The 20,622-nt window shown below is 72.5% G+C and carries 17 protein-coding genes; 7 read left to right on the top strand and 10 right to left on the bottom strand.

Translation table 11 applies throughout. From position 1 onward, the window contains the following. Window positions 1–26 precede the first annotated feature (26 nt). From cydD to ACFYZ3_RS31060, 3 genes are all read left to right on the top strand, one after another. Complete coding sequence (cydD, locus tag ACFYZ3_RS31070; RefSeq protein ID WP_388524584.1) at window positions 27–3,545, top strand: thiol reductant ABC exporter subunit CydD; 3,519 nt, start codon at window positions 27–29, stop codon at window positions 3,543–3,545. Between the two features lie 80 nt (window positions 3,546–3,625). Next, window positions 3,626–5,236, top strand: a complete 1,611-nt coding sequence (locus ACFYZ3_RS31065; RefSeq protein WP_388524581.1) for a GAF domain-containing protein — start codon at window positions 3,626–3,628, stop codon at window positions 5,234–5,236. A 122-nt stretch (window positions 5,237–5,358) separates the two neighbouring features. Then, window positions 5,359–6,405 (top strand): M23 family metallopeptidase, encoded by a 1,047-nt coding sequence (locus ACFYZ3_RS31060; RefSeq protein WP_388524578.1) that lies wholly within the window; start codon window positions 5,359–5,361, stop codon window positions 6,403–6,405. Between the two features lie 48 nt (window positions 6,406–6,453). Here the strand turns inward: ACFYZ3_RS31060 and ACFYZ3_RS31055 are convergent, their stop codons facing one another. The 6 genes from ACFYZ3_RS31055 to ACFYZ3_RS31030 all read right to left on the bottom strand — a co-directional run bounded on the left by ACFYZ3_RS31055 (window position 6,454) and on the right by ACFYZ3_RS31030 (window position 11,670). Further along, entirely contained in the window at window positions 6,454–7,341 is an 888-nt protein-coding gene (locus tag ACFYZ3_RS31055) for an HAD family hydrolase (protein ID WP_388524575.1), read from the bottom strand. A gap of 87 nt (window positions 7,342–7,428) precedes the next feature. After that, window positions 7,429–8,334 carry an LLM class flavin-dependent oxidoreductase gene (locus ACFYZ3_RS31050; protein WP_388524572.1) on the bottom strand — a complete coding sequence of 302 codons (906 nt, stop codon included), beginning with the start codon at window positions 8,332–8,334 and terminating at the stop codon, window positions 7,429–7,431. Between the two features lie 53 nt (window positions 8,335–8,387). Then, complete coding sequence (locus ACFYZ3_RS31045; protein ID WP_388524569.1) at window positions 8,388–8,846, bottom strand: hypothetical protein; 459 nt, start codon at window positions 8,844–8,846, stop codon at window positions 8,388–8,390. Window positions 8,847–8,852: 6 nt separating this feature from the next. After that, window positions 8,853–9,401, bottom strand: coding sequence for an RNA 2'-phosphotransferase (locus ACFYZ3_RS31040; RefSeq protein WP_388524566.1), 549 nt, complete (start codon window positions 9,399–9,401; stop codon window positions 8,853–8,855). 110 nt (window positions 9,402–9,511) lie between these two features. Then, on the bottom strand, window positions 9,512–11,269 hold the full coding sequence (locus tag ACFYZ3_RS31035) for an SDR family oxidoreductase (RefSeq protein WP_388524563.1): 1,758 nt from the start codon (window positions 11,267–11,269) through the stop codon (window positions 9,512–9,514). After that, on the bottom strand, window positions 11,266–11,670 hold the full coding sequence (locus ACFYZ3_RS31030) for a hypothetical protein (protein WP_388524560.1): 405 nt from the start codon (window positions 11,668–11,670) through the stop codon (window positions 11,266–11,268). Before ACFYZ3_RS31030 ends, ACFYZ3_RS31035 begins: the two co-directional genes overlap by 4 nt. A gap of 254 nt (window positions 11,671–11,924) precedes the next feature. Between ACFYZ3_RS31030 and ACFYZ3_RS31025 the strand changes: the two genes are divergently transcribed. From ACFYZ3_RS31025 to ACFYZ3_RS31010, 4 genes are read left to right on the top strand one after another with little or no spacing between them, the layout of a single operon-like run. After that, the gene (locus ACFYZ3_RS31025; protein WP_388524619.1) at window positions 11,925–12,887 is read left to right on the top strand and encodes an ABC transporter ATP-binding protein; all 963 of its coding nucleotides are present in this window, start codon (window positions 11,925–11,927) and stop codon (window positions 12,885–12,887) included. Further along, the gene (locus ACFYZ3_RS31020) at window positions 12,877–13,788 is read left to right on the top strand and encodes an ABC transporter permease (protein ID WP_361013690.1); all 912 of its coding nucleotides are present in this window, start codon (window positions 12,877–12,879) and stop codon (window positions 13,786–13,788) included. Before ACFYZ3_RS31025 ends, ACFYZ3_RS31020 begins: the two co-directional genes overlap by 11 nt. Beyond that, window positions 13,785–14,696: an ABC transporter ATP-binding protein gene (locus ACFYZ3_RS31015; RefSeq protein ID WP_361013688.1), complete on the top strand. Its 912-nt coding sequence runs from the start codon at window positions 13,785–13,787 to the stop codon at window positions 14,694–14,696. The genes ACFYZ3_RS31020 and ACFYZ3_RS31015 overlap by 4 nt, the downstream gene beginning before the upstream one ends. A gap of 11 nt (window positions 14,697–14,707) precedes the next feature. Beyond that, window positions 14,708–15,427: an ABC transporter permease subunit gene (locus tag ACFYZ3_RS31010; protein ID WP_388524555.1), complete on the top strand. Its 720-nt coding sequence runs from the start codon at window positions 14,708–14,710 to the stop codon at window positions 15,425–15,427. A gap of 218 nt (window positions 15,428–15,645) precedes the next feature. Here ACFYZ3_RS31010 and ACFYZ3_RS31005 read toward each other — a convergent pair whose 3' ends face one another. The 4 genes from ACFYZ3_RS31005 to efeB form a co-directional block, all read right to left on the bottom strand. Next, window positions 15,646–16,488 carry an HAD family hydrolase gene (locus ACFYZ3_RS31005; protein WP_388524552.1) on the bottom strand — a complete coding sequence of 281 codons (843 nt, stop codon included), beginning with the start codon at window positions 16,486–16,488 and terminating at the stop codon, window positions 15,646–15,648. Next, window positions 16,485–17,762, bottom strand: coding sequence for a serine--tRNA ligase (gene serS, locus ACFYZ3_RS31000; protein ID WP_388524549.1), 1,278 nt, complete (start codon window positions 17,760–17,762; stop codon window positions 16,485–16,487). Before serS ends, ACFYZ3_RS31005 begins: the two co-directional genes overlap by 4 nt. A gap of 509 nt (window positions 17,763–18,271) precedes the next feature. Further along, window positions 18,272–19,204 carry a prephenate dehydratase gene (gene pheA / locus ACFYZ3_RS30995; protein WP_388524546.1) on the bottom strand — a complete coding sequence of 311 codons (933 nt, stop codon included), beginning with the start codon at window positions 19,202–19,204 and terminating at the stop codon, window positions 18,272–18,274. Between the two features lie 79 nt (window positions 19,205–19,283). Then, window positions 19,284–20,621: an iron uptake transporter deferrochelatase/peroxidase subunit gene (efeB, locus tag ACFYZ3_RS30990; protein WP_388524543.1), complete on the bottom strand. Its 1,338-nt coding sequence runs from the start codon at window positions 20,619–20,621 to the stop codon at window positions 19,284–19,286. Between the last annotated feature and the right edge of the window lies 1 nt (window position 20,622).

The following is a 20,622-nucleotide window of genomic DNA, read 5'->3' as shown; positions in this document are numbered from 1 at the left end:
CCGCCGGACAGGAGGGCCTGTTTCACGTGAAACCCATCGATCCACGTCTTCTGCGGTACGCCCGCGCCACCAGGCTCTTCCTGGCGGCGGTCGTCGCCCTGGGGGCCGTCGGGGCCGGACTGCTCGTCGCCCAGGCCATGCTCATCGCCGAGGTGGTGGTCGGCGCCTTCCAACAGGGCACGACGGCCGCCGGACTCCGCACCCCTCTGCTGCTGTTGGTGGCCGTCGCCTGCGGCCGGGCGCTGGTCGGCTGGCTCACCGAACTGGCCGCGCACCGGGCGAGCGCGGCGGTCAAGTCGGAGCTGCGGCGCCGGCTGCTGGAACGGGCCACCGCGCTCGGCCCGGGCTGGCTGGGCGGACAGCGGACCGGTTCGCTGGTCGCCCTCGCCACCAGGGGCGTCGACGCCCTCGACGACTACTTCTCGCGCTATCTGCCGCAACTGGGCCTCGCGGTGGTCGTGCCCGTGGCGGTGCTGGCCCGCATCGTGACCGAGGACTGGGTCTCGGCGGCCATCATCGTCGGCACCCTCCCCCTCATCCCGGTCTTCATGATGCTGATCGGCTGGGCCACCCAGTCCCGGATGGACCGCCAGTGGCGGCTGCTGTCGCGGCTGTCGGGACACTTCCTGGACGTGGTCGCGGGGCTGCCCACGCTGAAGGTCTTCGGCCGGGCCAAGGCGCAGGCAGAGTCGATCAAGCGCATCACCGGCGAGTACCGCCAGGCGACCATGCGGACCCTGCGGATCGCCTTCCTGTCCTCCTTCGCGCTGGAACTGCTGGCCACGCTGTCCGTCGCGCTCGTCGCCGTCACCATCGGCATGCGCCTGGTCCACGGGGACATGACCCTGTACGACGGCCTGGTCGTGCTCGTCCTCGCACCGGAGGCCTACCTGCCGTTGCGGCAGGTGGGGGCGCAGTACCACGCGGCGGCCGAGGGCCTCGCCGCCGCCGAGGACATCTTCTCGGTGCTGGAGCGTCCCGTACCGGCGTCGGGAACCGGGCCGGTTCCGGCGGACGGTGCCCTGAGCTTCGAGGACGTGACGGTCCGCTATCCCGGACGCGACTCGGCGGCCGTCCGGGACGTGAACCTCATCGTCGAGCCCGGGGAGACGGTCGCACTCGTGGGACCCAGCGGCGCGGGCAAGTCGACGCTCCTGAACGCCCTGCTCGGCTTCGTGTCCCCGACCGGGGGGCGGGTCCGGGTGGGGGGAGCCGACCTTTCCTCGCTCGATGTCGCGCAGTGGCACGCCCGCGTTGCCTGGGTGCCACAGCATCCGCACCTGTACGCCGGCACCATCGCGGAGAACGTACGGCTGGCCCGGCCCGACGCCGACGACACCGCCGTACGCCGGGCCCTGCGGGACGCGGGCGCACTGGAGTTCGTGGACGCGCTGCCCGAGGGCACGGCGACCGTCCTCGGGGAGGACGGAACCGGCCTGTCCGCGGGACAGCGGCAGCGGCTGGCGCTGGCCCGGGCGTTTCTCGCGGACCGGCCGGTGCTGCTGCTCGACGAGCCGACGGCGGCCCTGGACGGCGCCACCGAGGCGGAGATCGTGGACGCCGTCCGCAGGCTGGCGCAGGGGCGTACGGTCCTGCTGGTGGTGCACCGTCCGGCGCTGCTGGAGGTCGCCGACCGGGTGGTGCGGCTGGACGCGCCGGCGGGCTTCGCCGGGTCCGCGGACACCAGCGGGCCGCCGGTCGCTGCGCGGGACACTCGGCGCACCGTCGCTCCGGATTCGTTCGACGAGCCGGCCACCGCGTCCGCCGAGCCTGCTGAGCCCGCCGCGCAGGCGCGGGGCGGCGTGCTGTCCCGGGTCCGCGCCATGTCCGGCGCCCGGCGCGGGCGGCTCGGCCTCGCGCTGTTGCTCAGCAGTCTGGCGCTGGGCAGCGCCGTCGGCCTGATGGCGACCTCCGGGTACCTCATCTCACGGGCCTCCGAGCAGCCGCCGGTGCTGTACCTGATGGTGGCCGTGACGGCGACGCGGGCCTTCGGCATCGGGCGGGCCGTGTTCCGCTACGCGGAGCGGCTGGTGTCGCACGACGCCGTGCTGCGGATGCTGGCCGACACGCGGGTCGCGGTGTACCGGCGGCTGGAGCGGCTGGCCCCGGCCGGGCTGCGGCACAGCCGCCGGGGCGATCTGCTGTCCCGGCTCGTCGCCGACGTCGACGCCTTGCAGGACTACTGGCTGCGCTGGCTGCTGCCCGCCGGAAGCGCGCTGGTCGTCTCCGCCGCCTCGGTCGGGTTCACGGCCTGGTTGCTGCCGGAGGCGGGTGTCGTGCTCGCGGCCGGCCTGCTCGCGGCCGGTGTCGGTGTTCCGCTGCTCACCGCGGCCGTGGCACGGCGCGCGGAGCGCCGGCTGGCCCCCGCCAGGGGCGTGCTCGCCACCCGGGTGACGGAGCTGCTCACCGGTACCGCCGAGCTGACCGTCGCCGGTGCCCTGCCCGCTCGTGCCGCCCAGGCCCGGCGGGCCGACGGCACCCTCACCCGGATCGCCTCGCGCGCCGCCACGGCCACCGCGCTGGGCGACGGGCTCACCGCGCTGGTCTCCGGCCTGACCGTCGCGGGCGCCGCCGTCGTCGGGGTCCAGGCGGTCGCCGACGGCCGGCTCGCCGGCGTGACCGTGGCCGTCGTCGTCCTGACCCCGCTGGCCGCCTTCGAGGCTGTCCTCGGACTGCCGCTCGCCGTGCAGTACCGCCAGCGCGTGCGCAGGAGCGCCGAGCGCGTGTACGAGGTGCTCGACGCCCCGGAGCCGGTGCGGGAGCCGGAGGTGCCCAGGCAGGCGCCCGCCTCGCCGTTCCCGGTGGTCATCGAGGGGCTGGCCGCGCGTCACCCCGGGCAGGACAGGGACGCGCTGGCGGGGCTGGACCTGACCCTGGCACAGGGGCGCCGCGTCGCCGTGGTCGGACCGTCCGGGTCCGGCAAGACGACCCTCGCCCAGGCGCTGCTGCGCTTCCTCGACGCGGAGGCGGGCTCCTACACGCTGGCCGGTGTCGACGCCTACGCCCTGGCAGGCGACGACGTACGGCGCCTCGTCGGGCTGTGCGCCCAGGACGCGCACCTCTTCGACAGCTCGGTCCGCGAGAACCTGCTGCTGGCCAGGAAGGACGCCACCGAGGCCGAGCTGCGCGACGCGCTGGCGCGGGCCCGGCTGCTCGAGTGGGCCGACAGCCTGCCCGACGGTCTGGACACGCTGGTCGGCGAGCACGGCGCCCGGTTGTCCGGTGGCCAGCGCCAGCGGCTCGCCCTGGCCCGGGCGCTGCTCGCCGACTTCCCCGTCCTCGTGCTCGACGAGCCCGCCGAACACCTCGACCTGCCGACCGCCGACGCGCTCACCGCCGATCTGCTGGCCGCCACCGAGGGCCGTACGAGCCTGCTGATCACGCACCGGCTGGCGGGGCTGGGGGCCGTGGACGAGGTGATCGTCCTGGACCGGGGCCGGGTCGTGCAGCGCGGTACGTACGCGGAGCTGGCGGCCGTACCGGGTCCGCTGCGGGAGATGGCCGGACGGGAGGCGGCGGCGGAACTGCTGGTGGGAGCGGTGTGACCGGCCGGCCCGGCCACGGGTCCGCAAAAATTGCCGCAATCCGACTTTCGTGAACAAAAAGGTCTCATTAGGCTCGGGGCATGCCCCCAGCGCCGCCTCCCGGCCCCCCGCCGCCCCGTGCGGGGGCCTCGGCCGAACTACTGGCACGGGTGCCGAAACTGCTGGACGCGATGCGGTCCGTCGGCAGCGGACTGGAGCTGCACTCCACACTGCACCGGATCTGCGAGACGGCCGCCGACCTGGCGCACGCCCGGTACGCGGCCATCGGCGTCGTCGACGAGGACGGCGACGGTCTCGCCGACTTCGTGCACCACGGCCTGGACGAGACGACGGTCCGGCCGTCCGGCCTGACCCGGGACCCGCGCCCGTGCGACCTTCCCGAGCACCATCCGCCGATGCGCGGCTTCCTGGACGTCCCCATCCGTGTGCAGGGCGAGATCTTCGGCAACCTCTACCTGACCGACAAGCTCGCGGGCGAGCCCTTCGACGACCACGACCTCGCCATGGTCCGGGTCCTGGCCACGGAGGCCGGTATCGCCATCGGCAACGCGCGACTGCACGAGGCCGCCCAGCAGCGGGAGCGGTGGATCGACGGATCGGTCGCCGTCACCACCGCCCTGCTGTCCGGCGGCGACACCGACGACGCCCTGCAGATCGTCGCCGAGCAGGCCCGCCGCCTCTCCGGGGCGGCCGCCGGGATCGTCCTGCTGCCGGCCGACGGGGGCGGCCTGGAGATCGTGGCCGTCGACGCGCCGCAACCCGCGAACGCCCTCGGCGCGGTCGTCCCACCGGGGAACGGCATCGTGGCGGAACTGCTCGCCGGACGCCCCGTGTTCGTGGACGACGCCGCCACCGACCCCCGCCTGAACGCCGGACCGGCGCGCTCCTACGGCCCGGTCATGCTGGTGCCGCTGTGCCGGGACGGGAAGGTCCTCGGGGGCCTGGTCATGCCGCGCGCCCCGGGGGACCGCCCGTTCACCCGGACGGAGCGCGCGCTCGGCGAGCAGTTCGCCTCGCAGGCCGCGCTGGCGCTCACGATGGCCGAGGCACAGCGCGACCGGGAACGGCTCGCCGTGTACGAGGACCGGGACCGGATCGCCCGGGACCTGCACGACCTCGTCATCCAGCGGCTGTTCGCGACGGGGATGATGCTGGAGAGTGCCCAGCGCAGGTCGGCCGTGCCCGAGGTGCGCGACGGGGTCGGTGGAGCCGTCGACGAACTCGACGTCACCATCCAGGAGATCCGCTCGGCGATCTTCGCGCTCCAGCAGCCCGCCGAGGCGCCCACGGGACTGCGCACCCGCGTACTGCGCGAGATCACCATGGCCGCCGCCCCGCTGGGTTTCACGCCCTCGCACCGCTTCGTGGGCCCGGTCGACACCGCCGTCGGCGACCTGACCGGCAAGAATCTCATCGCCGCGCTGCGTGAAACCCTGTCCAACGCCTTCCGGCACGCGCACGCCGGCCGGATCGAGGTGGTCGTGGACGCGACGGCGACCCTGCCGGACGGCCGGCCGGGTGTCCGGCTGACCGTCGCGGACGACGGTGTCGGCGTTCCCGAGGGCGGCCGGCGCAGCGGCCTGCACAACCTGGAGCGCCGCGCCGAGACGGTGGGCGGTGCCAGTCGGCTCGGGCCGGGCATCGGGGCGGACGGCGGTGGCACGACAGTGCTGTGGGAGGCGCCGTACTGAGCGCCGCCGACGCCGCGTTGCCCCGTGTGCAGCAGCCGCGCTGAGCCGTGTGCAGCAACGGGTCCCCCACTCGTACGACCTGAACGAGACCCCGGGCGCCGTGCGGGTCCACGATCGCTGACATGCGCTCATCCCGCCGACGTCCGCTGCTGGTTCCGGTGCTGCTGTGCGCACTCGCCCTGCTCGCGGCCCGACCCACCGACGGCACGGACGGGGACGCCGGGCCCGGCACCGGTCTCGGCCCGCAGGTGGCGCGACTGTACGAGGACGCGGCGAAGGCCACCCGGCAGTACGAGGACGGGCGGCGAGAGGCCGAGGCACAACGGTCGAAGGCCCTGGAGTACGAGCGCCGCCTCGACGGGCAGCGGCGGAAGACCGACGCCATGCACGAGGACCTGGGCCGCATCGCCCGTGCCCAGTACCGCGACGGCGGGCTTCCGCTCACCGCGCGGATGCTCCTCGCCGACGACCCCGAGGAGCTGATGCGCGGTCAGCGGGCCGTCTCCCGAGCGAATCTGGCCGTCGACCGGGCCATCGGGAAGAACCTGCGGGCCGAGGCCCGGCTCGCCGCCGAGGAGGCCAGGGCGCGGGCGGCCTGGCAGGCGCTGGACAAGCGCAACGCCGACCTGGCGAAGCTGAAGAAGGAGATCGAGAACAAGCTTGAAGCGGTGCGGTCACGGTTGGAGGGGCAGGCGGACTCCTCCGTCGCGGCCGGCGCGTGCCCCGGCGCGGTCCGCCTCGACCAGCCGGACATGCCCTCCGGCCCGGCCTGGGTGGCCCCGGTCGAGGCCTACGAGCTGTCGGCGTCCTTCGGCAGCGGCGGGTCTCGGTGGGCGCACCGGCACACCGGCCAGGACTTCGCGGTGCCGGTCGGGACACCGGTGCGGTCGGTCGGTACGGGCCGGGTCCTGAAGGTGTCCTGCGGCGGGGCCTTCGGCATCCAGGTCGTCATCGAGCACGCGGGCGGCTACTACACGCAGTACGCCCATCTCGCCGCCGTCGCCGTCGACCAGGGCGACCGGGTCGACGCCGGGCAGTGGATCGGGCAGTCCGGCAGCACCGGCAACTCCACCGGTCCCCACCTGCACTTCGAGGTCCGGGTCACCCCGGAGACGGGCTCGGCACTGGACCCGGTGCCGTGGCTGTCACAGCGCGGGGTGCCGCTGTGACGGCACCGGGCGCGGCGCGGGACCTCGAAGTGCAGGTGGGGCGGAAGGTCAGGGCAGGTCCGCCAGCATCCGCTCGATCACGACGGCCACCCCGTCGTCGTTGTTGGCGACCGTCCGTCCCGAGGCGGCGGCGATCACGTCCGGGTGCGCGTTGCCCATCGCGTACGACCGTCCCGCCCAGGTGAGCATCTCGACGTCGTTCGGCATGTCGCCGAAGGCCACGACCTCCTCGTGCGAGATGCCGCGCTCGGCGCAGCACAGGGCGAGCGTGCTGGCCTTGGAGACCTCGGGGCCGCTAATCTCCAGCAGGGCACTGGGGCTGGAGCGGGTGACGTTGGCGCGGTCGCCGACGGCGAGGCGGGCCAGTGTGAGGAAGCCGTCGGGGTCGAGCTCCGGATGGAAGGCAAGGATCTTGAGGACGGGCTCGGTGGCGGCGCGCCCGCCCGGCGCCAGGATCTCCTCGGCCGGCAGAAGGTCGTCGGGGACCTCCATGTGCAGCTTCGGGTACGCCGGCTCCTGGTGGAAGCCGTACGTCTGCTCGACCGCGAACACCGTGCCGGGCGCCGCCTCCCGCAGCAGCCGCACGGAGTCCAGCGCGTTCTCCTGCGGCAGCTCGCGGACCTTCACGAACCTGTGCCTGCCCGGGCCGCCGTGCAGGTCGACCACGGCGGCACCGTTTCCGCAGATGGCGAGACCGTGACCGTGGACGTGAGCGCTGACGACGTCCATCCAGCGGGCGGGGCGTCCGGTGACGAAGAAGACCTCGATGCCCGCCTTCTCCGCGGCGGCCAGTGCGGCGACCGTCCGCGGGGAGACCGACTTGTCGTCGCGCAGCAGGGTGCCGTCGAGGTCGGTGGCGATGAGTCGCGGGCGGGTGGCGGCGGCCGGGGGCTCGGGCTGTCGGGTCGCTGAGGTCACCCGGCCATTGTCACGCATATGCGTGCACGCCCGTGCGCGGCTCCGCACATATGTGAGCTACGGCTCTCCTGCCCGGTTCCCGGTCCCCGCTCGACTCCACGCCCCTCACTCCTTCAGCTGGGCCGGCGCCTCCATCGCGATCCGTTCGAAGACCTTCTCGTCCGCGGCGAAGTCCGAGTCCGGGATCGGCCAGTGGACGACCAGTTCGGTGAAGCCCAGGTCGCGGTGGCGTCCGGCGAAGTCCACGAACGCGTCCACGGACTCCAGCGGGCGGCTGCGCTCCGGCGTGAAGCCGGTGAGGAGGACCCGGTCCAGCTCGTCCACCTCGCGGCCGATCGCGGCACAGGCGTCGGCCAGCCGGTCGCCCTGCTGCCGCAGCGCACGGTCCGACTGCTGGGGGGTGCCGTTCTCGAACAGCTTCGGATCGCCGGTGGTCACCCACGCCTGCCCGTGGCGGGCGGCGAGCGCCAGTCCCCGCGGGCCGGTCGCGGCGACCGCGAAGGGCAGCCGGGGCCGCTGTACGCACCCCGGGATGTTGCGGGCCTCGTGCGCCGAGTAGAAGTCACCCTCGTACGACACGGCGTCCTCGGTCAGCAGCCGGTCGAGCAGCGGCAGGAACTCGCCGAACCGGTCCGCCCGCTCCCGCGGCGTCCACGGCTCCTGGCCCAGCGCGGTGGCGTCGAAGCCGGTGCCGCCCGCTCCTATGCCGAGCGTGATCCGCCCGCCGGAGATGTCGTCGAGGGAGATCAGCTCCTTGGCGAGCGTCACCGGGTGCCGGAAGTTCGGCGAGGTGACCAGGGTGCCAAGTCGCAGCCGCTCGGTGACGGTCGCGGCGGCGGTGAGCGTCGGTACGGCACCGAACCACGGGCCGTCCCGGAAGCTGCGCCAGGAGAGGTGGTCGTAGGTGTACGCGGTGTGGAAGCCGAGCTGCTCGGCCCGCGTCCAGGTCGAACGGCCGCCCTCGTGCCAACGGCGGTACGGAAGGATCACGGTGCTCAGGCGCAGACTCATGTCTCCGAGCCTAAGCGGCCGTCCCCCGGTTTCACGTGAAACGGCCTCCGCCGTCACCGTACGCGACTGCTCAGCCACGGTGTGAGGAGGAGCATCGACACGTGTTCCTTGTGGGCCCGGTCGCCCGGCAGCGGAACGATCAGGCGGTACCCGGGCGGGAAGCGGCGCCCGTGGACGTGGGCGAGGCCGCCGAAGACGGAGCGCAGGAACGCGGGCACGTCGTCGCGTTCGACATCCGGAAACTCCACGTTCTCGACGGTGATCAGGGCGTCACCTTCGTGGAAGAGCCGCACGCTCACCCGGGGAACGCCGCCGAACTCGACGAACGCCTCGTGCGGGAGAGAGCCGTCGCTGTCGGTGGTCACCCCCACCCCGGCGGCGCTGTGGCGGGAGGTCTGGTCGGCGCCGATGTCGTCGGTGACCTCGATCTCCAGCGCGTACTCCTCGGCGACGGCGCGGAGGGCGGTGACGGCGGACTGGGTGGTGGGCAGGTGCTCCATGCCCTCGATCATGCGGGGTCAGTGCGGAGCGGGAAAGCGCAGATAGCGGGACGGCACGTGCCGCGTCAGCCAGACCCCGTTCGCGCTGACGTGGAAGACGTGTCCGTCGCGGTGCATGGCGGCGGCGTCCACCGGGAGGACGACCGGCCGGCCACGGCGTGCCCCGACCCGGGTCGCGGTCTCGCGGTCCGGCGAGAGGTGGACGTCGTGCCGGTTCATCGGCCGCAGGCCTTCGGCACGGATGGCCTCCAGATGCCGGGCCACGGTCCCGTGGTAGAGATACGGCGGCGGGGTGGCCACGGGCAGCCGGAGATCCACGTCGATGCTGTGGCCCTGGCTGGCCCGGATGCGGGTGCCCTCCACCGCGAAGCGCCGCTTGTCGTTGGTGGCGACCACGTGGTCGAGCTCTTGGCGGGTGAAGGGGAAGCCGTGCGCGGCCGCCGCGGCGACGAGTGTGTCGATCTCGACCCAGCCGCCCTCGTCGAGCGTGAGCCCGATCCTCTCCGGCTGGTGGCGCAGGTGCTTCGACAGATACTTGGACACCTTCACCGTGCGTTCCTGTTGCATGGCACCAGCCTGCCTAGTGAGACGCGTGTCACGCGATCGATTTTGCCGCCAGGGTTTGATCCACAGTCAAGTCGAGTTATCCACAGGCTGGTTGGGGGGTCCTGTGGAAACTACAGGGGCGGCTTCACCCGGGCGAGGCGCCGCAGCATCCGGGGTGCGAAGCGGGACATGAGGTGGGCGCCGCGCGCCTCCGGCGTCACCGGGACCACCGCCCTGTCGCGCACGACCGCCTCCAGGACGGCGTCCGCCACCTTCTCCGGCGGGTAGTTCCGCGCCCCGTACAGCCGGGCGGTGCGCCGCTGCCGGCGCTTCTCCTCCTCGGCGTCCACGCCCGCGAAGTGCGCGGTGGAGGTGATGTTGGTGTTGACCAGGCCGGGGCAGATCGCCGTGACGCCGATGCCCCGGTCGGCCAGCTCGGCACGCAGGCACTCGCTCAGCATCAGCACGGCCGCCTTGGAGGTGGCGTAGGCGGGCAGCGCCCTGGAGGGCTGGAAGGCGGCCGCCGACGCGGTGTTGACGATGTGGCCGCCCTGCCCGCGCTCGGCCATCTGCCGGCCGAACAGGCGGCAGCCGTGGATCACGCCCCACAGGTTGACGTCGAGGACCTTCTTCCAGTCCTCCGGCGTGGTGTCGAAGAAGGAGCCCGACAGGCCGATCCCGGCATTGTTCACGAGCACGTCCACCACGCCGTACTCGGCGGCGACCCTGGCCGCCAGCTTCTCCATGGCCTGCTCGTCGGAGACGTCGACGGCCTCTGCCCAGGCGGCCGGAGCACCGATCAGCCGGGACAGCTCCGCCGTCCGGACGGCGGCCTCGGCGTCCCGGTCGACGGCCACCACGCGCGCTCCGGCCTCGGCGAACGCGAACGCCGTCGCCCGCCCGATGCCGCTGCCCGCACCGGTGACCAGGACCAGCTGCCCGGCGAAGCGGTCCGCGTACTTCCCGTTCGCCGCCGTCTCGGACCGGCCGTCCTCGACGGCGGTGACGAACTCCGTGATCCAGTCCGCCAACCGGTCCGGACGGGTGCGCGGCACCCAGTGCTTCGCAGGCAGCGTGCGCCGGGTCAGCCGCGGCGCCCACAGCTCGAGGCCGTCGTAGAGCCGCTCGGAGAGGAACGCGTCGCCGAGGGGCGTGATGAGCTGCACGGGCGCGTGTGCGTAGGCGTCCTCGCGCGGCCTGCGCAGCCGGGGGCGGACGTTGTCCCGGTACAGCCACGCCCCGTGCGCGGCGTCCGACGGCAGGGACCGGGTCGGGTAGTCGCCGCCGGGCACCTTCTCGACGCGCTCCAGGATGCCGGGCCAACGCTTGCCGAGGGGGCCGCGCCATGCCAGCTCCGGGAGCACGGGGGTGTGGAGCAGGTAGACGTACCAGGACTTGGCGCCCTGGCCGAGGAGCTGTCCGACCCGGCGCGGGGTGGGACGCCTGAGGCGCTTGTTGATCCAGTGCCCGAAGTGGTCGAGGGAGGGCCCGGACATGGAGGTGAAGGAGGCGATGCGGCCCTCGGTGCGCCTGACCGTGACGAACTCCCAGGACTGCACCGAGCCCCAGTCGTGGCCCACCAGGTGCACCGGGCGGTCCGGGCTGACCGCGTCGGCCACGGCCAGGAAGTCGTCCGTCAGCTTCTCCAGCGTGAACCCGCCCCGCAGCGGGCTCGGCGCGCTGGACCGGCCGTGGCCGCGGACGTCGTAGAGAACCACGTGGAAGCGGCCGGCCAGACGGGCGGCGACCTCGGACCAGACCTCCTTGCTGTCCGGGTAGCCGTGTACGAGGACGACCGTGGGCTGCCGCGGATCGCCCAGCTCGGCCACGCACAGCTCGACCCCGCCCGTGCGCACCCGGCGCTCCCGCGCACCCTCCAGCATCGTCATGTCTCCTCCGCCCAGCGCCGCACGTGCGGCAGATCGTCGTCCAGCCAGAAGGCGCTCAGCTCCACCCACAGTCCCGCGCGGGGCGGGTGGTCGGAGAAGCGGTACCGGGACCCCGGCGGGGACCAGCCCCCAGGGTGCGCCGTCAGGCCGGCCGCCGGCCGGTGCTGCACCGGGTGGGGCCTCGTGCGGTCGCCGAACCGGGCGAAGGGCGGGTGGCACCCGTCCCGCACGCCCCGCTCCGGCAGCCACGCGCGCTGCATGCGGGCCGCCTTGCGCTCGGTCACGCCCGGCTCCAGCCGGGCGGCCACGCCCTCGGCGCTCTCGTGGGCGAGCCGCCGCACCTCGCGAGATCCCCGCGGTCCGGTGCGGAGTCCGGCCGCCGCCTCCGTCGTGCCGCCCATGCCGTGCCACCCCCGTCCCACCGTCCCGGCGCGGTCCGCGCCGACCGTGCTACTCGCCCGTAACGCGACGCCGCCGAATCTCCCAGTTGTTAGACCCAACGTCAATAGGACGGCCGGTGCGGCCTCGGAAGTCGGGGCCGTGGCTCTCAGGTACGGCATCCCCTACGGGCCCGTACTACTCGAGACTGACGCCAAGACGGCTCTGCGGTCTGACGACCGCAGTGGCGGGCGTCACTACTGTCATCGATGTGACTGTGATCGCGACCGAAAGCCTGAGCAAGCGGTTCCCACGGGTGACCGCGCTCGACCGGCTCTCCGTGGACGTCGGACCCGGTGTGACCGGACTCGTCGGTGCCAACGGCGCCGGCAAGTCCACCCTGATCAAGATCCTGCTGGGTCTGTCTCCCGCCACCGAGGGCCGGGCCGAAGTGCTCGGACTCGATGTCGCCACCAAGGGCGCCGACATCCGCGAGCGGGTCGGCTACATGCCGGAGCACGACTGCCTGCCCCCCGACGTCTCGGCCACCGAGTTCGTCGTCCACATGGCACGCATGTCCGGCCTGCCGCCCACCGCCGCCCGCGAGCGCACCGCCGACACCCTGCGCCACGTCGGCCTCTACGAGGAGCGCTACCGCCCCATCGGCGGCTACTCGACGGGCATGAAGCAGCGGGTCAAACTCGCGCAGGCCCTCGTGCACGACCCCCAGCTGGTCTTCCTCGACGAGCCGACCAACGGCCTCGACCCGGTCGGCCGCGACGAGATGCTCGGCCTCATCCGGCGCATCCACACCGACTTCGGCATCTCCGTCCTGGTCACCTCGCACCTGCTGGGCGAGCTGGAACGCACCTGCGACCACGTCGTCGTCGTGGACGGCGGCAAGCTGCTGCGCTCCAGCTCCACCACGGACTTCACCCAGACCACCACGACCCTCGCGATCGAGGTCACCGACACCGACGCACACCCCGACGGCACCCGCGCGGTGCGCGACGCGCTCGACGCGCGCGGGGTGACCGTCCAGGACGGCAGCGGCCTGCCCGGCGCCGGCCACGTCCTGCTGCTCACCTCGGCGGGCGAGGAGACCTACGACCTGGTCCGCGACGTCATAGCCGACCTCGGCGTCGGCCTGGTCCGCATGGAGCAGCGCCGGCACCACATCTCGGAGGTCTTCACCGACAGCGACGCAGCACGGAAGGAGGCGGTCGGCCATGGCAGCTGAACAGCCCACAGCCACGGTGGCACCGGGTGACCAGACCCGCATCCACAACATCGGCTACCGCAGTTACGACGGCCCCCGCCTCGGCCGCGCCTACGCCCGCCGTTCGCTGTACTCGCAGTCCCTGCGCGGTGCCTACGGCCTCGGCCGCTCGGCCAAGTCCAAGGTGCTGCCGATGCTGCTCTTCGTGGTGATGTGCCTCCCGGCGGGCATCATGGTCGCGGTCGCCGTCGCCACCAAGGCCAACGACCTGCCCGTGGACTACACGCGCTACGCGATCGTCCTTCAGGCCGTCATCAGTCTCTACGTCGCGGCCCAGGCCCCGCAGTCCGTCTCGCGCGACCTGCGCTTCAAGACCGTGCCGCTGTACTTCTCCCGGCCGATCGAGACCTCCGACTACGTGCGCGCCAAGTACGCCTCGCTGGCCTCGGCCCTGTTCATCCTCACCGCCGCACCCCTGCTGGTGCTCTACGTGGGTGCGCTGCTCGCCAAACTCGACTTCGCGGACCAGACCAAGGGGTTCGCCCAGGGACTGGTCTCCGTGGCACTGCTCTCCCTGCTCTTCGCCGGCCTCGGCCTGGTCGTCGCGTCGGTCACCCCGCGCCGAGGCTTCGGCATCGCGGCCGTCATCGCCGTCCTGACCATCACCTACGGCGCGGTCTCCACGCTCCAGGCCATCGCGGACGTCCAGGGCAGCTCCGGGGCCGTCGCCTGGATAGGCCTCTTCTCGCCGATCACCTTGATCGACGGAGTCTCCTCGGCCTTCCTGGGAGCGACCTCGGCCTTCCCCAGCGGGGTCGGCCCGAGCAACGGCGAGGGCGCCGTCTACGTCCTCGTCACCCTCGGCCTGATCGCCGCCGCCTACGGCCTGCTGATGCGCCGCTACAAGAAGGTGGGACTGTGACCACGCTGAACATCGACCACGTCTCCCGCTGGTTCGGCAACGTGGTCGCCGTCAACGACATCACCATGACGATCGGCCCCGGCGTCACCGGCCTGCTCGGCCCCAACGGCGCGGGAAAATCCACCCTCATCAACATGATGGGCGGCTTCCTCGCCCCCTCCACCGGCAGCGTCACCCTCGACGGCCAGCCGGTCTGGCGCAACGAGGACATCTACAAGCACATCGGCATCGTCCCCGAGCGGGAGGCGATGTACGACTTCCTCACCGGCCGCGAGTTCGTCCTCGCCAACGCCGAACTGCACGGGCTGGGGGCCAAGGCCGCCGACGAGGCCCTCGCCACCGTGGAGATGGCCTACGCCCAGGACCGGAAGATCGCCACGTACTCCAAGGGCATGCGCCAGCGCGTGAAGATGGCCTCCGCCCTCGTCCACCAGCCGTCGCTGCTCCTGCTCGACGAGCCGTTCAACGGCATGGACCCGCGTCAGCGCATGCAGCTGATGGACCTGCTGCGGCGCATGGGCGACGAGGGCCGCACCGTGCTGTTCTCCTCCCACATCCTGGAAGAGGTCGAACAGCTCGCCTGGCACATCGAGGTCATCGTCGCCGGACGCCACGCGGCCAGCGGCGACTTCCGCAAGATCCGCCGCCTGATGACCGACCGGCCGCACCGCTACCTGGTGCGCTCCAGCGACGACCGGGCCCTCGCGGCCGCGCTGATCGCCGACCCGTCGACATCCGGCATCGAGGTCGACCTCGCCGAGGGCGCCCTGCGCATCCAGGCCGTCGACTTCGGCCGGTTCACGGTCCTGCTGCCGAAGGTCGCCCGCGACCACGGCATCCGGCTGCTCACGGTCTCGCCGTCCGACGAGTCCCTCGAGTCCGTCTTCTCGTATCTCGTCGCGGCGTAGGAGGCCGAAGAATGTACGACCCCACAGTCGCCCGACTCACCTACCGGGCCCTGCTCGGCCGCCGCCGGGCCCTCATCCTGGGCGTGCTCCCCCTGCTGCTGCTCGTCATCGCCGTCGCGGTGCGCGCCCTCGCCGGAGCCGACGACCAGACCTCGGTCGACGTGCTGGGCGGGTTCGCCCTCGCCACCATGGTGCCGATCATCGGCGTCATCGCCGGTACCGGCGCCATCGGCCCGGAGATCGACGACGGCTCGGTGGTGTACCTGCTGTCCAAGCCGATCAAGCGGCCGACGATCATCTTCACCAAGCTGATCGTCGCCATAGCCGTGACGATGGTCTTCTCCGCCGTGCCCACGCTGCTCGCGGGCCTGATCCTCAACGGCAACGGCCAGCAGGTCGCCGTCGCCTACACGATCGCCGCGCTGGTCGCCTCCATCGCCTACGCCGCGCTGTTCCTGCTGCTGGGCACGGTGTCCCGGCATGCCGTGGTCTTCGGGCTCGTCTACGCCCTGGTCTGGGAGGCCCTGTTCGGCTCCCTGGTGCCGGGCGCCCGCACGCTGAGCGTCCAGCAGTGGTCGCTGGCGGTGGCCGAGAGGGTCGCCGACGGGAACCTGGTGACGTCCGACGTCGGCCTGCCGACCGCGACGGTGCTGCTCGCCGTGGTGACCGTGCTCGCCACCTGGTACGCCGGCCAGAAGCTGCGGTCGCTGACGCTCGCCGGGGAGGAGTGACCGCGAGCCGTCGGTAACGCGGCGTACGTCCCCTTTTAATCGGTGGCGCCCGGCTTCCCGTGACGGCACTGTGGGGGATGCACGAGGCCGGACGGCGACGGCGCAACGGGAGGCCGCTTCGAGCACGCGGGACACCTCGCGTGGGCCGACCGACGGGGACGCCGGCGCCGTCCGGACCGTGCGTCGCGGGGGCTGCGTCTAAGAGCTTCGGCCCGGCATCAGGCCGCCAGCCGCTCCAGCACCACCGCGATGCCGTCCTCGTCGTTGGAGGACGTCACCTCGTCGGCCACTGCCTTCAGCTCCTCGTGGGCGTTGGCCATCGCCACCCCCCGGGCCGCCCAGCCGAACATGGGGACGTCGTTGGGCATGTCGCCGAACGCGATCGTGTCCGCGGCCTTCAGACCGAGCCGACGGGCGGCCAGCGACAGACCCGTGGCCTTCGACAGCCCCAGAGGCAGCAGCTCGACGACGCCCGCCCCCGCCATGACGACCGTGACGAAGCCGCCCGCGGCGCGTCGGGCGGTCTCGGCCAGCTCGTCGTCCGACAGGGTCGGATGCTGGATGTAGATCTTGTTCAGTGGCGCCGACCACAGGTCGGAGGCGTCGGTGAAGGGCACGGCCGGCAGGTCGCCCCCGACCGCGTAGCCCGGGCCGACCAGCACGTCGCCCTCCAGGCCGTCCCGGCTCGCCGCCAGGTACAGCGGACCGGTCTCCGCCTCGATCTTCGCCAGCGCCACCCCGGCCAGCTGCCGGTCCAGGGTCACGGAGGTCAGCAGCCGGTGCTCCCCGGCGTGGTAGACCTGCGCGCCCTGGCCGCAGACGGCCAGCCCTTCGTAACCGAGGTCGTCCAGGATGTGCCGGGTCCACGGCACCGCCCGCCCGGTGACCACGATGTGGGCCGCGCCCGCCGCGGTGGCCGCGGCGAGCGCGTCACGGGTGCGCCGCGAGATCGTGTCGTCGCCGCGCAGCAGCGTGCCGTCGAGGTCGGTGGCGATCAGCCGGTAGGGGAAGCCCCCGGCGGGACGGGTGCCGACGACCGTGGCGGGACCGGTGTCAGTCACTTGGCCACCGGCTCCAGGACCTCCCGGCCGCCCAGGTACGGGCGCAGCACCTCGGGCACGCGGACCGAGCCGTCGGCCTGCTGGTGGTTCTCCAGGATCGCCACGATGGTGCGCGGAACGGCGCACAGCGTGCCGTTGAGCGTGGCCAGCGGACGCACCTTCTTGCCCTCGCGGACGCGGATCGACAGCCGGCGGGACTGGAACTCGGTGCAGTCCGAGGTCGAGGTCAGCTCGCGGTACTTGCCCTGCGTCGGGATCCACGCCTCGCAGTCGTACTTGCGGGCGGCCGAGGAGCCCAGGTCGGCCGAGGCCACGTCGATCACCCGGAACGGCAGCTCCAGCGACGTCAGCCACTGCTTCTCCCACTCCAGCAGGCGCTGGTGCTCGGCCTGCGAGTCCTCGGGGAGGACGTAGGAGAACATCTCGACCTTGTCGAACTGGTGCACGCGGAAGATGCCCCGGGTGTCCTTGCCGTGCGAGCCCGCCTCGCGGCGGAAGCAGGGCGAGAAGCCGGCGTAGCGCAGCGGCAGGCGGTCGCCGTCCAGGATCTCGTCCATGTGGTACGCGGCGAGCGGCACCTCGGACGTGCCGACCAGGTACAGGTCGTCCTTGTCGAGGTGGTAGACGTCCTGGGCGGCCTGGCCGAGGAAGCCGGTGCCGGCCATCGACTGCGGGCGCACCAACGCCGGGGTCAGCATCGGCGTGAAGCCGGCCGCCGTGGCCTGCGCGATCGCCGCGTTGACCAGCGCCAGCTCCAGGAGGGCGCCCACGCCGGTCAGGAAGTAGAAGCGCGAGCCGGAGACCTTGGCGCCGCGCTCCACGTCGATGGCGCCGAGCAGCTGGCCCAGCTCCAGGTGGTCCCTGGGCTCGAAGCCCTCGGCGGCGAAGTCGCGGTGCGTGCCGTGCGTCTCCAGCGTGACGAAGTCCTCCTCGCCGCCGACGGGCACGTCGGGGTGGACGAGGTTGCCGAGCCGCTGGAGCAGTTCCTGGGTCTCGGCGTCGGCCGCGTCGCGTTCGGCGTCGGCGGCCTTGACGTCGGTCTTGAGCTGCTCGGCGCGCTTGAGCAGCTCGGCCTTCTCGTCTCCGGTGGCCTTGCCGATCAGCTTGCCGAGGCCCTTCTGCTCGGCGCGCAGCTCGTCGAAGCGGACGCCGGACGACCTGCGCCGTTCGTCGGCGGACAGGAGGGAGTCGACGAGCGCGACGTCCTCTCCACGGGCGCGCTGCGAGGCGCGCACACGGTCGGGGTCCTCACGGAGCAGGCGAAGGTCAATCACGCGGTCAAGGCTACCGGTGCGTGGTGTCGGGTCTCGACCCACTATTGCCGTACGCGGGCCGCACGTCCCCTTCGGCAGGTCAACGAAGTGCTCCGGAATCCCCGGAACGAGGCGCCGCGCGGGCGCCGGGTTGACCGGATTTCCTTGTGGAGAACGGGACTTGGGGCGTGATTGTCCACAGGAATCCACCGTCCGGAAAAGTTATCCACAGGCTGTGCGAAAGATCTGTGGATGCACGGAATTGATCATTCCTCATTCCGGAAGTCGGCCCGTCCAAACCCTCCAGGCCCCCACTTTCGAGTGGAAACGGGGCACCCGGTGTCACTCCGGAGAATGGGGCACAAGAAACAGGTGGACGAAGGGTGACCTGGGCCCCTGTGGGCGAAGCGGGGGGCTGTAGGCGGATATGTCGACTGAATCCCCCTTCGTTGTCGACTTGTCCCCAGGTCGAGAAGCGGACCTGTGGATAACTTCTGTGGACAACGAAAATCAGCAGATAGGCCCGGTGATCAGAACCGGCCGTCCTGACAGCGCGCCACCCAGTCCGCCGCCGCCACGAACGCCTCGTCCGAGGTGCCCGGACGCAGCGCGTCCACATCCGCGGGCGTGACCTCCGCACGCGGATACGACCCCAGGTAGCGCACCTGGAGGCAGGACCGCTTCAGGCCCATCAACGCGTCGGCCACCCGGCGGTCGGAGATATGCCCCTCGGCGTCGATGCAGAAGCAGTAGTTGCCGATACCCGCACCGGTGGGCCGGGACTGCAGCAGCATCAGGTTGACGCCCCGGGTGGCGAACTCGCCCAGCAGATCGCGCAGGCCGCCGGGGTGGTCGTCGCGCTGCCAGAGCACGACGGACGTCTTGTCCGCCCCGGTCGGTGCCGCGGGCCGAGCCGGGCGGCCCACCAGCACGAAGCGCGTCTGGGCGTTCTCCGCGTCGTGGATGTCGGCCTCCAGCACCTCGAGACCGTAGCGCTCCGCGGCGAACTCACCGGCGAAGGCGGCGTCGTACCGCCCCTCCTGCACCAGCCGGGCGCCGTCCGCGTTGGAGGCGGCCGACTCCCAGGCGACGTCCGGGAGGTGCGCCTTGATCCAGTTGCGGACCTGGGGCTGCGCGGCCGGGTGGGCGGTGACCGTCTTGATGTCCGACAGCTTGGTGCCGGGCCGGACCAGCAGCGCGAAGGTGATGGACAGCAGCACCTCGCGGTAGATCATCAGCGGCTGGCCGGCGACCAGCTCGTCGAGGGTGGTGGTGATGCCGCCCTCGACGGAGTTCTCGATCGGCACGAACGCGGCCTCGGCGTCGCCGGTGCGCACCGCGTCGAGCGCGGACTGCACGGAGACGTAGGGGACCAGTTCCCGGGTCGCCGTCTCCGGGAGCGTGCGCAGGGCGACTTCGGTGAAGGTGCCTTCAGGGCCGAGATACGCATAACTGGCTGGCATGTCCTCACCCTAATGGGCCCCGGGACACCCGGCTCACGCGTCTCGCACAAGCCCCTCCGCGGGGTGATGCGCCCCGGATTCACCCCTCCAGCAGCCGCTGACCCACGTACTCTCCCTCCGCCGCTCCGCCCGGCACCGCGAACAGGCCGCTCGCCTCGTGCCGGATGAACTGGGACAGCGCGTCGCCCCGGTCCAGCTTGCGCTGCACCGGCACGAAGCCCCGCAGCGGATCGGCCTGCCAGCAGATGAAGAGCAGCCCGGCGTCCGGGACGCCGTCGGCGTCGAAGCCGTCGTGGTACGAGAAGGGCCGGCGGACCATCGCCGCGCCGCCGTTCTGGTCGGGGCGGGTGATCCGGGCGTGGGCATTGATCGGGACGACGAGTTCTCCGGACCCGTCCGTCTTCTCCAGGTCCATCTCCGTCGACTCGGTGGCCCCGCTCCCTCCGGACAGCGGCGCCCCGTCGGACTTCCGGCGCCCGATGACGTCCTCCTGCGCCTTGAGTGACAGTTCCTCCCAGTCGTCGAGGAGCATGCGGATGCGGCGTACGACGACGTAGGAGCCGTTCGCCATCCAGGCCGGGCCGCCCTTCCCGGGCTCGGGCTCCTCGGGGACGAAGATCCGCCGGTCGAAGTCGGCCTCGCCGGGCTTCGGGTTGCGGGTGCCGTCGACCTGGCCCATGAGGTTGCGGGCGGTCATGGGGTGGGCGGTGGCGCCGGGGGAACGGTTGAAGCCGTTCATCTGCCAGCGGACGCGGGCGGCCGCCCCGGCGTCCCGCTGGATCGCGCGCAGGGCGTGAAAGGCCACCAGCGCGTCGTCGGCGCCGATCTGCACCCACAGGTCGCCGTTGCTGCGGTTCTTGTCGAGGTGGTCGGAGGAGAAGTCGGGCAGCGGGTCGAGCGCGACCGGGCGCTGCTTCTCCAGACCGGTCCGCCCGAAGAAGCTGTGCCCGAACCCGAAGGTGACGGTCAGCGAGGAGGGTCCGGCGTCCCGTGCCACGTCCGTGTCACGGCTTCCGGCCGGCTCGCCCGCCATCAGCCGCCGGGCCGTGTCGGACCAGCGGCGCAGCAGCGCGGTGGCCTCCTTGCGCCCGGCGCCCGGGGCGAGGTCGAAGGAGACGAGGTGCCCGCGGGCCTGCAGGGGAGTGGTGATGCCGGGCTGATGTTTCCCGTGAAACATCGCCCGCTCGCTGCCGAGCGAGGTGAGGGGGGTGGCGGCCGACGAGGGTGCGGCGGCGTAGCCCGCGGCGGCGCCAGCCGCGCCGAGGACGAGCCCGGTGGCGCCGGCGGTGCCGAGCAGCCGCCGGCGCGATAGGCCCTCGGGGGCGGTGGCGGCCACGGCGTTCTCGGAGCCGAGGGGGCCGGGCGTCCCGTGGGTCGCCTCGGGGTCTCGGGCCTGCGGAATGGACTGGTCGGGCATG

The sequence above is a fragment of the Streptomyces sp. NPDC001599 genome, from assembly GCF_042893535.1.
In the GTDB taxonomy this organism is placed as follows: domain Bacteria; phylum Actinomycetota; class Actinomycetes; order Streptomycetales; family Streptomycetaceae; genus Streptomyces.
The sequence above is the reverse complement of the archived record's forward strand: the minus strand, read 5'-3'. Positions and strand labels throughout refer to the sequence as shown.